This is a genomic window from Rhizobium sp. CIAT894 (assembly GCF_000172795.2).
Taxonomy (GTDB): Bacteria; Pseudomonadota; Alphaproteobacteria; order Rhizobiales; family Rhizobiaceae; genus Rhizobium.
In genome coordinates, this window is sequence record NZ_CP020950.1 from 240,982 (window position 1) to 253,085 (window position 12,104).

At 56.6% G+C, this 12,104-nt stretch carries 14 protein-coding genes and 4 pseudogenes; 9 read left to right on the forward strand and 9 right to left on the reverse strand.

Features of this window, described 5'->3' with window-relative positions; genetic code table 11:
* Positions 1-73 precede the first annotated feature (73 nt).
* From RHEC894_RS25175 to RHEC894_RS25190, 4 genes are all read right to left on the reverse strand, one after another.
* The gene (locus RHEC894_RS25175; RefSeq protein ID WP_012489509.1) at positions 74-1,309 is read right to left on the reverse strand and encodes a CapA family protein; all 1,236 of its coding nucleotides are present in this window, start codon (positions 1,307-1,309) and stop codon (positions 74-76) included.
* Between the two features lie 81 nt (positions 1,310-1,390).
* Positions 1,391-2,233: a transporter substrate-binding domain-containing protein gene (locus RHEC894_RS25180; RefSeq protein ID WP_012489510.1), complete on the reverse strand. Its 843-nt coding sequence runs from the start codon at positions 2,231-2,233 to the stop codon at positions 1,391-1,393.
* Positions 2,234-2,290: 57 nt separating this feature from the next.
* The gene (locus tag RHEC894_RS25185; protein ID WP_012489511.1) at positions 2,291-3,040 is read right to left on the reverse strand and encodes an ABC transporter permease; all 750 of its coding nucleotides are present in this window, start codon (positions 3,038-3,040) and stop codon (positions 2,291-2,293) included.
* A 4-nt stretch (positions 3,041-3,044) separates the two neighbouring features.
* Complete coding sequence (locus RHEC894_RS25190) at positions 3,045-3,710, reverse strand: ABC transporter permease subunit (protein WP_029875813.1); 666 nt, start codon at positions 3,708-3,710, stop codon at positions 3,045-3,047.
* Between the two features lie 241 nt (positions 3,711-3,951).
* Here RHEC894_RS25190 and RHEC894_RS25195 point away from each other — a divergent pair, with 241 nt between their 5' ends.
* On the forward strand, positions 3,952-4,863 hold the full coding sequence (locus RHEC894_RS25195) for a LysR family transcriptional regulator (protein WP_010066917.1): 912 nt from the start codon (positions 3,952-3,954) through the stop codon (positions 4,861-4,863).
* A gap of 173 nt (positions 4,864-5,036) precedes the next feature.
* Positions 5,037-5,214: pseudogene (locus RHEC894_RS33560) on the forward strand (IS630 family transposase); the annotation flags it as partial.
* A gap of 209 nt (positions 5,215-5,423) precedes the next feature.
* Here RHEC894_RS33560 and RHEC894_RS32640 read toward each other — a convergent pair.
* Positions 5,424-5,534, reverse strand: a pseudogene (locus tag RHEC894_RS32640) (IS630 family transposase); the annotation flags it as partial.
* A 58-nt stretch (positions 5,535-5,592) separates the two neighbouring features.
* Positions 5,593-5,787: a hypothetical protein gene (locus RHEC894_RS25200; protein WP_010068053.1), complete on the reverse strand. Its 195-nt coding sequence runs from the start codon at positions 5,785-5,787 to the stop codon at positions 5,593-5,595.
* A 474-nt stretch (positions 5,788-6,261) separates the two neighbouring features.
* Here RHEC894_RS25200 and RHEC894_RS25205 point away from each other — a divergent pair, with 474 nt between their 5' ends.
* The 4 genes and pseudogenes from RHEC894_RS25205 to RHEC894_RS25230 all read left to right on the forward strand — a co-directional run bounded on the left by RHEC894_RS25205 (position 6,262) and on the right by RHEC894_RS25230 (position 8,722).
* Positions 6,262-6,438: a DUF3606 domain-containing protein gene (locus RHEC894_RS25205; protein ID WP_004668584.1), complete on the forward strand. Its 177-nt coding sequence runs from the start codon at positions 6,262-6,264 to the stop codon at positions 6,436-6,438.
* An 883-nt stretch (positions 6,439-7,321) separates the two neighbouring features.
* Positions 7,322-7,555, forward strand: a pseudogene (locus tag RHEC894_RS33940) (DUF5372 family protein); the annotation flags it as partial.
* Positions 7,556-7,667: 112 nt separating this feature from the next.
* On the forward strand, positions 7,668-8,126 hold the full coding sequence (locus tag RHEC894_RS25225) for a hypothetical protein (protein ID WP_032984995.1): 459 nt from the start codon (positions 7,668-7,670) through the stop codon (positions 8,124-8,126).
* A 98-nt stretch (positions 8,127-8,224) separates the two neighbouring features.
* Positions 8,225-8,722 (forward strand): helix-turn-helix domain-containing protein, encoded by a 498-nt coding sequence (locus RHEC894_RS25230; protein WP_225880307.1) that lies wholly within the window; start codon positions 8,225-8,227, stop codon positions 8,720-8,722.
* Here RHEC894_RS25230 and RHEC894_RS33130 read toward each other — a convergent pair.
* Positions 8,704-8,893: pseudogene (locus RHEC894_RS33130) on the reverse strand (transposase); the annotation flags it as partial. The gene RHEC894_RS25230 and the pseudogene RHEC894_RS33130 sit on opposite strands and share 19 nt — an antisense overlap.
* A 462-nt stretch (positions 8,894-9,355) precedes the next feature.
* Here RHEC894_RS33130 and RHEC894_RS25235 point away from each other — a divergent pair.
* The 3 genes from RHEC894_RS25235 to RHEC894_RS25245 all read left to right on the forward strand — a co-directional run bounded on the left by RHEC894_RS25235 (position 9,356) and on the right by RHEC894_RS25245 (position 10,997).
* Positions 9,356-9,871, forward strand: coding sequence for a phasin (locus RHEC894_RS25235; protein ID WP_245339547.1), 516 nt, complete (start codon positions 9,356-9,358; stop codon positions 9,869-9,871).
* Positions 9,872-9,978: 107 nt separating this feature from the next.
* The gene (locus tag RHEC894_RS25240) at positions 9,979-10,434 is read left to right on the forward strand and encodes a phasin (RefSeq protein WP_085739626.1); all 456 of its coding nucleotides are present in this window, start codon (positions 9,979-9,981) and stop codon (positions 10,432-10,434) included.
* Between the two features lie 263 nt (positions 10,435-10,697).
* Positions 10,698-10,997, forward strand: coding sequence for a hypothetical protein (locus RHEC894_RS25245; protein WP_004680434.1), 300 nt, complete (start codon positions 10,698-10,700; stop codon positions 10,995-10,997).
* A gap of 341 nt (positions 10,998-11,338) precedes the next feature.
* Here RHEC894_RS25245 and RHEC894_RS25255 read toward each other — a convergent pair whose 3' ends face one another.
* Both RHEC894_RS25255 and RHEC894_RS25260 read right to left on the reverse strand, forming a co-directional pair.
* Positions 11,339-11,596, reverse strand: a complete 258-nt coding sequence (locus RHEC894_RS25255; protein WP_040111814.1) for a hypothetical protein — start codon at positions 11,594-11,596, stop codon at positions 11,339-11,341.
* 30 nt (positions 11,597-11,626) lie between these two features.
* A complete protein-coding gene (locus RHEC894_RS25260; protein WP_004680432.1) occupies positions 11,627-11,932 on the reverse strand; it encodes a hypothetical protein in 306 nt (101 codons plus the stop codon).
* Positions 11,933-12,104: the final 172 nt, after the last annotated feature.

A 12,104-nucleotide genomic window follows, 5' to 3' on the forward strand; every position in this document is an offset into this window, starting at 1 on the left:
CAACAAGAGCGCGGCCGCAAATTGGTCAGCGGTTCGTAAAGTTCTCGTCGCGCACTGCAGGTTTATTCCGCATCTAAAAAACGATCTGGCCGACGTTCTTCTCTCGGTCAAGCACAGTGCCAAAACCGGTACTGCGGTCGGCAAGATCGTCAAGGATATCTGCCGCCGTTCTGCCATCGGCAAGCACAGGGAAGGGGAGGCGATCGCGTGCAGGATTGGATAATGCCTCGGTTCCCCCGATCACAATCGGGCGCAAGCGGATATTCTCCAGCCGTCCGCTAGATTCAAAATTGCAGGTCGCGATGACGCTTCTCCACACCTCCGGCGGGCTCCATTCCTGTTCGTCCTTTTCCGTATGGAAGAGGAAGTTGCCAAGGCCGTAGAAAATTGGCGTATTCCGATATATCTCGACCGCTTGAAGGACCGGAGCGCCATGGCTGACAAAGAGGCCTGCGCCCGCGTTCACGCAATCGTGCGCAAATTCTCGCACCCAGGCGGGGACTTGCTGCCAGTTCGGCTCCCAATGGTGATGATGCAAATACACGATGACGAGTGTGTCGCGGCCCGCTTCTTCCGCGATCGCCGAAAGGTGAGCCCAGGCGCTGTGCCGGTCCACGACGATGCGGCGAGCCGTCTCATCTGATCTGCGAAACACGGTTCCATAGAAATCAATTTCGTCTTGGCCATGAAGATCAGGCGGATTCTCCGGCTGGGCATAGTTCGCGCGCTCCAAGGGCGAACTTAGAAGACGCTCTTGAATGGAGCGAAGCAGGTTGAATGTTCCCGTTTCCAGGTCGAATACCCTGGAGACCTTCAGCCTATTGATGCCGGGCCTTGCTATCCTGCCCTCAGTTGCGTCCTCAGCGTACATGAAAGACGGGCCTGGCCCAGCGTCCATGGCAATCAGCGCAACATTTCGGGATCCGAACGTCATTTTCTGTGCCGTGGAAGCGTGATGCTTGTTGTGGCCGATGCCGGCATGCAGGAAATTGTGTGCCGCAACCTCCTCCAGCGTCGAGAGGATCCCCGGCGGTCCAAGATCGAAAGCATGGTTGTTCGCCAGAGCCAGGCTATTGAAACCGAGCTCCTTCAACGCGGCCAAGACATCCGGCGCTGCAGCGCCGAAATAGCTGCCTTTGAGCGGCCATCCACCATGACGACCATAGATAGTCGTCTCGAGATTGGTGAAGGCAACATCGCTTGCTTTGAGGATCTCGGCGATCTCAGCGAGCCGTGGATCGCCGATCGCTCGAAGATCATGACGGATGAGCGACTGGCCGGTGACAGCAATGGAAAAGGGTGCGGACATATGGTTTACCTTCGATCTTTGGGACTGCCGACTGCTCACGCGCTATGGCTTCGGGGGAAATGCGTGTCGTAGAGCCAGTGTCTAGTTCGATGTCTGCGGCGAAACATCGATCTTGAACCATTGCTCGCTCAGCCGCTTCAGGGTTCCGTCGCTCGTGGCGGCCTCGATGGCGCTATCGAATGCCGCAACCAGTTCGCCGTCGTCTTGCCGAAGCCCGACGCCGACACCCGGGCCCCACAGGCCACCGGAGAGCCGCGGGCCGTAGAGCGTTGCAATCCCGCCATCCGTGCTGTCGAGGAAGGCTTTCCAGGTGAAATAGTCGGCAAGGCCGCCATCGATGCGCTCAGCTACGAGATCGAGATGCATGTTGTCCTGGGAATCGTAGCTCCTGATCGTCGCGACCTTTCCGAACAGTTCATTGAGCACCGCTTCCGAATTCGATGATCGCAATACGCCTAGAGTTCTGCCGTTGAGAGCGGCTCGAAGCTCCTCAATCTTTGCCTGCTTTTCAGGGTCGATAGTTGTGAGGTCGAGCTCGGCCGACGTATCCGTGGGCGGAAGATCGAGATCTTTGCGTATGACGAGTTGGTTGAAACCTCCGGCGTAGGGCTTGGAAAAAGCGATCGATTTCTTCCGCTTCTCAGTTATCGCCATCCCCGACATGATGGCATCGAACTTTCCAACGGTGAGCGCCGGTATGATTCCGTCCCAGTCCTGAGGCACGAAAGTGCACTCGAACTTCATCCTCCGGCAAAGATCGCGGCCGACGTCGATGTCAAAGCCGGCGAGCTCCCCTTGGGGGGTGATGGCATTCCAGGGCGGCGAAGCACCTTCAGAGGCGATTGTCAGTGTCTTCCTGTCCATTGCTCCCGCGTTGTTGGCGCAGACGACAAGAGACAGGGCAAGCAGAAGTGTTCGTTTCACGACGATGTTCCTTTCATTGCTGAGTTTGATTGTTGGCGTCCGGGATGTGGGCTGGCGTCAAGTTTCAGCCGAGGCGAGAGGCGGCTTTCCGTTCGCTCTTCGAGGTACAGGTTGCGTCGGCGGTGGACGGTTTGCCGTCGGCGTCCAACGCGTCTCCAGCATCTGGAAACCTTGCGTGATCAAGAGGGTAAGCAGCAGATAGAAAGCCCCCGCGGCAATGAAGACCTCGTATGGGGCGAATGTCTCCGACACCAGCTGTCGGGCGAGCCCGGTCACCTCAAGCAGCGTGATGGTGCTTGCAAGGGAGCTTGCCTTCAGCATTCCAACCACCTCATTTGCATAGGCGGGAAGAGCGATCCTGAGGGTCAAAGGGAACACGATAAGACGGGCAGTGTGGAAACGGGAAAGGCCCAAGGCTTTGGCCGCTTCAATCTGCCCACGCGGGACCGCCTGGATCCCGCCGCGCAGAACTTCTGTCGTATGGGCGGCGCTGTTCAGGGTGAAAGCAATGAAGGCGCACCAGAACGGCTCTCGCATCACGGCCCATAGAAAGCTTTGGCGGACGAGGGGAAGCTGGCCAATCCCATAGTAAATCAGGAAAAGCTGAACCAGAAGTGGCGTGCCGCGGAACGCATAGGTATATGCCAGCACGGGCGCGGAAGCCCACGGATTTGATGATGCCCGTAGGAAGGCGAGCGGGACCGAGACGGCGAAGCCTGCGGCAAGCGATGCGAATGTCAGAACCAGAGTGAGAAGAAGGCCGCGGGGAAGGGTGAGAAACGCTTCAAGCGCGATGGTCATGCTCATTGCCTCAACCTTTCATCGCCGGGAGCGAATAGCGGCGCTCCAATAACCGGAACGAAAGAAGGGACAGGCTTGTGAGGGCGAGGTAGATTGCAGACGCTGCGAGATAGAAGGGGAGTGGAGCGCGCAGTGAGCCTGCGCCTATATAGGCGACGCGCATGACATCCGTCAGCCCGACGACGGAAATCAGCGATGTATCCTTTATCAAGGAGATGCAGAGGTTACAGAATGCCGGCAGAGCGATCGGGATCATCTGGGGAATGATGATCAGAAACCAAATCTGCGAGTTCGAAAGCCCGAGCGCTGCTGCAGCCTCTCGTTGGCCTGGTGCAACCGCGTTGATCGCACCACGGAATATTTCCGCGGCGTACCCACTGAACACGACGGTCAGTGCCGCGACACCGGCCGCAAATGCATTAATCTCGATGTAGCCACCGGCAATCGCGCTCAAAAGGGCGGTTCCGCCGAAATACGTTAGGAGGATGATCAGAAGTTCCGGAACACCCCGGATGATGCCCGTGTAGGCCCGCATGCACGATGAAACCGACTTGCGGGTCGAGTTGCGGAGAACGGCAATAAGCAAACCTAATAGGGTCCCGAAAGCGCAGCTCAAGGCAAACACTAAAAGTGTGTTCTTCAATCCAGATAAAAATTGATCTACAAATGCGTACAATGCAAGTCTCCAATATCTTGCGAGCGCACCGAAATCGGAAAGGTATTCTCCCGACATATACTAAGAGCTTGCCGAGATTTAACCGAGGGTAGATTGGATTTATTAGCTTAACCAGCGCTCTAAGTTTGGCGTACGTCAAAAATATACTTTGACTTGCCGCCGTCAATTTATAAGATTCAGGAAGTTTTAATAAGCGCAACTTATGAGGCGCGTCGCTCGACCACGATTGAGATTCCCGGCCATGGAAATCACCGACTCCGGAGTGAAGATCCGCCACCTTCAAATATTGCGGGAGGTTATGCGCGCCGGCTCGGAAAGGCTCGCAGCGCAGATGTTGCGAATAACCCAGCCGGCGGTCAGCCAAAACATCAAGCAGCTAGAGGAGACTGTCGGCTTCGCGCTCTTCCGCCGGGAAAACAACAGGTTGATCCCCACCGTCAAGGCATGGGAATTTCTACGCACAATCGACGCGGCGTTTGCCGGACTTGATCGGATCGGACCGTCAATCGACTTCCTGCGGAACAACGATACGCGAATGATCGGCATCGCGGCGCCAAGCACTTTTTCCTTCGCGACCTTGCCGAAAGTGGTCAAAAGGATTCGGGAGAGAAGCCGCTCTTACGCCGTTCAGGTGAAAACAGGCACGTATGAGCAGATTGCAGATCATGTGTTAAACGGCCGCTCGGATCTTGGCATCTCCCGATTGCCTATTGATGAGCGCATTCTTGATTGGGTGCCGGTCGGCTCGGCCACCAACGTATGTCTTTTTCCGGTCAACCACCGATTTGCGGCACAGCAGCTTGTCACTGCCGAAGATCTTGCCGGTGAGGCGATCATTGATATCGACCCGCAATTTGCCTCTCACCAAATGAGCGTCAATGCCCTTCGATATATGGGAACCGCTCCTGACATCGCCGTGGAATATGACGCCAATGGCCACGACATTGGCTATGTTATGGCAGGGATCGGCGTTTCGATTACGAACGAGATCATCGCGAGAGAATATGCTGACTTCGGCGTCGCGTTCCGCCGATTTCATCCAGGGGCAATATATCACTACGTCGTCGTTTGGTCAAAAGATCGAAAGCTGAGTGATAGCCTAAGATTTGCATTGGAAGAGATAGTCGCGGCTTTGACAGATCGGGCTGCTTGACGATCGCATCGAGGTATGACCCTCGCACCGTAAAACAGATGTTGCGAGTTCATGCTGAACCGCGAGTTGTGCGCGTAAGCTTAGAGCGGGATGATTTTAGGTAGACCCGTGAGAAGGATTCCCTATGACGCAAATCAGATTCATCCTTCTGGCCGGTCAGGAGGCTGAGCTGGATGGCGAGACCTGTTTCGAATAACCGCGAGAAGTTGTAGAAGCGGTGATACAGGAGGGGTGTGGTGCCGGGCGGCGTCCAAGCGCTTCCGCATTGGCATCAGCATCGCGATCGATTGGGTGCGGCGCGTGACGCGACGGACAGCGCAGCCCGGCAGGATGAGTAGCCACAAGCCGCGAACGGCGGTGGCTTACCTAAGCCACCGAGCAGATAGTTGCGCCATATCGTAGAAGAACATCGCGACAATCGGAACTGCGTCGGTTGGCAGAAGCGGACCGGTTGTTTGTGCGATCATTGGTGCCATGTTCTCTTTAAGTGATTCTGCAGTTATCTTAAAATGGCGGATGACACTTCAATTGGACGCAATATCGACTAGAGCAAATCCTGTTCAATCCGGCTCATATCCAGCAGCCCTGAAGTAGTTTGCGCATTCTGTCGGCGTGAAGCGGAGCATCAATGCGCCTAGGACGTCCCATAGAGCATCGATCTTTCGTTCCGCGCCCTCCGTGGTTGACTGCGGCCCCTAAACCGGGACCGCGTGCCGGTGGCGACGGAAGCTATGAGATCACATGCTCAATGCGCTCGAGGTGGTGCTGAGGCACGATCTGAAGGGGTTCCTCGGCCGCTGCGATTTCCTCGACCGTAAGTCCGGTGGCGATGGCCAGGTCCTCAAGGCTGTAGCCCTTCGCAATCCTGGCTTCGCGGCGACGAGCGGCTGCGGAGGTGTTGTCGGCGGTAGCAAATTGATCCATTCCAAACTCCAAATCACGTTGATGTAGCGGCTGAGGGGGATCTGTCCCCGATGGGTTGGCTCCTTCGTGGTGCCGACTCGGTCAGAGGTTAGCCGCAACCTGCCGAGCCGCTTGGTTTCTCTTCGCAGACGACGCTCTTGCGTGGCTTCCGCCGCGATCTTGTTCTGCGTTCGGATGCCGAGCGCTCCTGCATTAGCGCTGTTGTTCTAGTCCTGCTTTCTATGACAATCAATCCATGGGTTTGCTCATAGGCACACGATGAGCCGTACCAACTGCCTGGGAAGAATTGTCCGCTACTGATTAACTGCGGTCGCAGATATGCCTTGCGCGATCTCATCGTCGAAGTGAACCATCTCGCCCGAGGCCATGTGCAGCGCGTCCGCGACATCGCCGAAGCGCGCCTCACCATAACGGAGGCCGGAACTTATTGAATCGGCGCCCGTTCGTAAGGACCGACATTAGGAGGATCTCACCATGGCAACCACATCCAAAGCCCGCAGCCAGGATCGTGCTCGCGTCGCAGGTGGTCAGGATCACGAGGTGAAGTACGAAGCCCGGAAGGAAGGCATTTCCAAGGAAGCGGTGAAGAAGACCGTGAAGAACGTAGGCAACAGTCGCAAGAAGGTCGAAGCCGAACTCGACCGGCACTAATCCGGGTTGGAGAGTTCAACCGTGAGGGTCCGCAGCCATAAAGTCAGCGGCGGAAACAGCCGCTGAAAGTCTGGCTCCGACGGATCATAACGCAGCGGCGGAAGGCGCCTGACTGCAGGAGTTGACGACCCCGCAGGAAGCGTTTCGGAGCAAGGCTATCGAAGCTGCGGGATACAGCGCCGTCGAGCAAAGCCAAAAGTATTGGGACGCCGGAGCGTTTCTTGCAAGGGGCGGAGCCGCATCGCATGAGGAAGGGGCTGGCGAGCGAACCCAACGAGCTCCAAAGTCGCGATACGCGACGGCGTCGGCTGACTTTACCTGCAGAACAGAATTCAGAGGCCCACAGACCGTGGGGCACCGCGTGCGGACGCCGGTCCCGACCGGTCCGTTCAATCGACTTCTAGAAGCTGCCATCCCGTTTTTGGGACCGGCCAGCATCGTCGATCTTCTCGTGCTCACTGCGCTGAATAGGAAGCGCGGTCGGTATTAGCCATTCTCCCGTAACGCCAAAGGCGAGCGGCGGAGCGCCGATCAATCGCCCGAGTCGGGTCTCCAGTGTTTGAAACGATGCTCAGGGAAGCGGTCGACCTGAACCTCGCTTAAATCCTGCGGAGTATTCCATTGCCGACATGCCAGTCGATCAGATCCCGAAACAGGCTTAGCGAGTGCCACGTGCATCGTCGTCCCGATGTGGACTGTAGACTAGCTTCCTGCATAGGGCGATGCGATCCTGAGTTGCGTTCATGTGTCCTCTCCTTGGCGACGGAGAGACCCTAAGCTATGCCGACTAGGCGGCTGCTATGGTGCCGGAAACGTTGGCAAAGTCGGTTAATCGGCATAGTTTGCTGGTCAGTATAAACGTGCTTTTGCCGCGCGCGGCAAAATGCAGTTTGAAGCAGCGTCGCGATCGTCGCCCAAGTCCTGCCGCCGCCTTCCGAGCCGGGTTCATAATGCCGGATTTCCGACGTTTGAAGCAAGGGTCACCTATCCCTTCCATCCACTGGTTGACCAAACCGTCTTGGTAACCGGCAGCCATGAGCACGAAGGCGTTCACTATCTGCTCATTCTGGCACACGGTGGTTCATTTCAAATTCCGGCATGGATGTTTGATCCTGCGGCAAGTTCGATCGAGATCGTAGCTGCGCCGCGCCTTTCGGCAACCAAACTCGTTGAACTGCGCGCCAAGCTTTGTTGCCTGACTATTCCGTTGCGGTCGCTGCGGTCGCCGATTGCACATTCAATACTCCGGGAAAGGCGGCAATACGCAGCGATATGTTTGTCGCGGCACGTTCGGCGCCATGGCGGTCGGCAACTGTATCGGGTTCGGCGGCATGCGGGTCGATCGGGCCGTGGCGCAGGAGGTGCTCGAGCGATTGCAACCTCTGGGAATCGAGGCGGCCTTGCGGGCAATGGAGGCGCACACGCAGCGTCATAGCGACAATCAACAGCAACTCGAGAACTTAATCAAGCAAGCACAATACGAGGCTGCCAGGGCGCCCCGCCAGTATGATGCTGTCGATCCGGGCAATCGGTTGGTCGCCGGCGAACTGGAGCGGCGCTGGAATGAGAAGCTGATCCTATTGCGTGATCTCGAGGTCCAGTTCGAGATGCTCTCGACCGACCGTAACACGCCTGCTTTATCGGCCGACGACCGTACAAGATTGATGATGCTCGGTAGCGATCTATAGTAAGGCATGGGACAGGTCCCGACGCGTCTATCGAGACACGCGAAAAGATCATTCGGCTGCTGATCAAAGAAATCATTGTCGATACCGTTGACGACACATTGGCGCTCGTCATTCATTGGCAGGGTGGCGATCACACCCGGATGACGGGGAAGAAAAACAAGATCGGCCAGACCCGCTGGGCAGTTAAGGCTGATGTTGTCGATCTCGTTCGCAACTTGGCGAGGCAGTTGCCCGATTTGTCGATCGCAGCGATCTTGAATCGATCCGGCAAGCGGACAGGGCATGGCGCCAGCTGGACGCGAAGCCACGTCTGCAGTCTTCGCAACATCCACGGCATCTCCGTCTATCGAGAAGGTGAACGGGCCGAACGCGGTGAGAGAACCCTCGACGAGGCCGCCGACATTCTAAAGGTGAGTCGAGCTACCGCCTACCGGATGGTCAGCAGCGGTGTCCTTCCCGCTCGCCAGTTATGCACCGGAGCGCCGTGGATCATCCAGCTTTCCGACCTTCAACACGAAACCGTGCGCCGCGAAGCCGATGCCAGGCGATCCCGGCGTCCGATATCTCAGGATCCGGTTCAAAATCCTCTTTTATAGACATCATCAGATGAGGAGTATGTCGCGCCCTCGTCACCTTCAGCAAACAGGCTATTTTTTCTTAACGCCTGGGGCTTGATTGCCCGCTCAACATGTGGAGTCCACTTCGACGCGGCCGTCTTTCAGGAAGCGCTCGAAGATATCGCGGCGCGATATGGAATAGCGGAGAGCTCCGCGAGTTTTGATTTTCCGGGTAACGCCCCTTAGCCACGAACAGGCACATGATCCTTGGCGCGATTTGAAGTCCACGTGAATTCCCTTGTCCCCAGCGCAACCGTCGACATTTCTCGCAAATGTCGGGCATCCGCCACTTTTGTCAGGTTTGTCGTGATTGGAACGTTTTGTTCGCCGGTCTCTCCGTCAAATACACATCAACCTGCCCTCAACCCGCCCATTGATAAAAGAAAATGATCTTCTTGGCGCGTCGGAGCAGTTGGCATGGTGTTTGCTGATCCCTGGTTACAAGCGGCAGAAAGCAGTCTGCATTATGCCGGTTCATGAAACGAACGGAACGGAGGCCACCTGACCGTTCGTCATCGGATCCGCGTTCTACCAAGCGGCCATGCATCCGCCGGCGGAAGGGTCAATCCCGATGTCACAGCTTGCAACCAACTCAAAGAGAAGGAAAATGCAATGACCAAGATTTCCGAAAGATCCTTTGAAACGATCGAAAACCCGGGGTCATCGTCGCTCAAGGTGCCAGATCAGTTCGGCGCATCTGTTGAAAAGGGGAACAAGAAGGTGACAGAGGCTTTTTTGAAATTTGCGTCCGGCGCTGAAGCGACACAGAAAATGCTGCCTCCGATCCTCGAAACGACAAGTCTGTTCGGCAACGAATTGTGGGGGAAGACGATTGCTGCACTGCAGGCCGACGCCGAAGCCAGCTTCTCACATTTGCAAGCTTTGCTGGGCGCGAATTCGCCGTCGCAGATCCTCGAACTGCAGTCGACCTTCCTTAGCAAGCGGGTTCGCCGGTCTCTCCGTCAAATACACATCAACCTGCCCTCAACCCGCCCATTGATAAAAGAAAATGATCTTCTTGGCGCGTCGGAGCAGTTGGCATGGTGTTTGCTGATCCCTGGTTACAAGCGGCAGAAAGCAGTCTGCATTATGCCGGTTCATGAAACGAACGGAACGGAGGCCACCTGACCGTTCGTCATCGGATCCGCGTTCTACCAAGCGGCCATGCATCCGCCGGCGGAAGGGTCAATCCCGATGTCACAGCTTGCAACCAACTCAAAGAGAAGGAAAATGCAATGACCAAGATTTCCGAAAGATCCTTTGAAACGATCGAAAACCCGGGGTCATCGTCGCTCAAGGTGCCAGATCAGTTCGGCGCATCTGTTGAAAAGGGGAACAAGAAGGTGACAGAGGCTTTTTTGAAATTTGCGTCCGGCGCTGAAGCGACACAGAAAATGCTGCCTCCGATCCTCGAAACGACAAGTCTGTTCGGCAACGAATTGTGGGGGAAGACGATTGCTGCACTGCAGGCCGACGCCGAAGCCAGCTTCTCACATTTGCAAGCTTTGCTGGGCGCGAATTCGCCGTCGCAGATCCTCGAACTGCAGTCGACCTTCCTTAGCAAGCGGGTTGAGACAAGTTTGCAGCACGCCAAGGAAGTCCGGGTGCTCTCAAGCAGGGCGGTGGAGGAAATCTCAAAGCCGGTCAAGGATGCTTTTGACAAGGTGCTGACGGACCTCAAGGCGACGTAAAAGCGGACTCGCACTTAAATCGCCTGGACTGATCGGGGGCGGCCTACCTTATTCATGGACGGAAAAGATGGTGACGGGGACCATCAGGTCGGGAGAGAGCTGGAAAGTGTGTCCTGCGATCTCGATAGCTCCAGCTAACAAGCTCCTGAAAACGGATCGCGGGCGGCCGGCGTGACATATTGGACGGTTTGAACTGGCGAAGAACCCACCATCTTGGTATCTAACCGCGTAGGCGGCAGGGGGCAGGGGGCAGGGAAGTGGTAATGGATTCACGCAGGGACATAGCCGAGCGGGTCATCGCGCGTTGGAAGGCGCGAGGAATCCGGATCGATGAAGACCCGGGTTTCATGGAACTGGTCGCTCTTTGGACGGCAGGGTCGATTGCGTCCGGTGAAATGCGCCGCCGGTATTCGGCGCTCCAGCGCGAGCGGTCGCTGTCCAGGTCAATGCCACTTGATGTGTATCCCTGCGACGAAGGGGCGGAGGTCGATCATCGATCGATTGCGATTCCAGACGACGAACCAGATGAACGGGGAGGTCTCGGACTGCCGGCGCAAGGGTGACTCTTACAAAGGGCTCATCACGCACCATTTCCTGGCGAGCGCGAACTTCACGAAACAGCGGGTCGACAAGCGCTGCGTCGCGTTGTGCATATTCTCGGGAAGAGTCCGAAAAATCCTTGCCACGAGCCGCAATGGCTGGCGGCTCAGCAAGGTAGAAGGTGAGGAGCGGCCGGCGGTACTGAGTCGACATCTTTATCAACTGTGGGCGTGTCGGCTCAGGGCATCTTCAAGCATGGCAAGGCGGTCGCTGCCCGCTATACAGGGTGCATCGCTAATGCCGAGCTTGTCGGCACATCTTCAACGCTGAGTCCCTCAGTCTCGTGCGCCCAGCGTCCGACAAGTTATTGTCTTCCATGGGAGTCCGGCTTGCGCAAATTGCCCCCGATGAAGGTTGGTCCGCCCGGGTCTTCCGCATGGAAAACGCGCGTTGCCTCAAAAACGCCGGTGCGCCATGCATAGGTCGTATCGTCGATCATCTGCGGCAAGACCTCCTGGTTTGTCGGACGACCGTACCATTTGGTGACGATGCGGGCGACTTTGGCGACGAGCGCGGTACTCATGCGAAGGTTCGAGTGTGCATCGAACATCTCCGGCGCCAAATAGCATCGAGACCTCGTTTGGGCGAAAGGTTATTCCTTTGCTGCAAAGCCTAGCTCAACGCGGCTGACATCTAAGATCGCCCGAAGGACGTCGATGCCGAATTTGAGGCTTTCCACCTCGACATCCAGCGAGATGCCCTCGGTGACTGTGCCTTTTGCGTTAGCGATTACCACCTCCTCCAGGTCTTCGAACCACTGAGGACTGTTCCCTTTGTGAAGCTTCGATAGTTCCGCAATCGCGACACTAAATGCCGATTGGACCGCGATTAGAGCGGCGCCGAGCTTTCGTTCGTCTACACCCGAGATGCAAACAATGGGGCTGTTTTTCTCATCCATGGGCTGTTCCTCTGCTGGCTCGCCACGAAACCCTATTTCAACTAATAGGCGACAGAGTCGTCGATCGCCGACGAATGCAAATAGGCCCGTAGGCTGGAGTCTCGGGTAGTTAGATCAACGAATACGCGATGCTGGGGGTGGACCATGTGGAAATGGTGGATGCGCTTGAGGC

Bases quoted from the DNA above. Each gene is read 5' to 3' on its own strand.
- RHEC894_RS25175 (WP_012489509.1), bottom strand. From the start codon at position 1,309: ATGTCCGCACCCTTTTCCATTGCTGTCACCGGCCAGTCGCTCATCCGT.
- RHEC894_RS25185 (WP_012489511.1), bottom strand. From the start codon at position 3,040: ATGAGCATGACCATCGCGCTTGAAGCGTTTCTCACCCTTCCCCGCGGC.
- RHEC894_RS25195 (WP_010066917.1), top strand. From the start codon at position 3,952: ATGGAAATCACCGACTCCGGAGTGAAGATCCGCCACCTTCAAATATTG.
- RHEC894_RS25200 (WP_010068053.1), bottom strand. From the start codon at position 5,787: ATGGATCAATTTGCTACCGCCGACAACACCTCCGCAGCCGCTCGTCGC.
- RHEC894_RS25205 (WP_004668584.1), top strand. From the start codon at position 6,262: ATGGCAACCACATCCAAAGCCCGCAGCCAGGATCGTGCTCGCGTCGCA.
- RHEC894_RS25235 (WP_245339547.1), top strand. From the start codon at position 9,356: ATGACCAAGATTTCCGAAAGATCCTTTGAAACGATCGAAAACCCGGGG.
- RHEC894_RS25240 (WP_085739626.1), top strand. From the start codon at position 9,979: ATGACCAAGATTTCCGAAAGATCCTTTGAAACGATCGAAAACCCGGGG.
- RHEC894_RS25245 (WP_004680434.1), top strand. From the start codon at position 10,698: ATGGATTCACGCAGGGACATAGCCGAGCGGGTCATCGCGCGTTGGAAG.
- RHEC894_RS25260 (WP_004680432.1), bottom strand. From the start codon at position 11,932: ATGGATGAGAAAAACAGCCCCATTGTTTGCATCTCGGGTGTAGACGAA.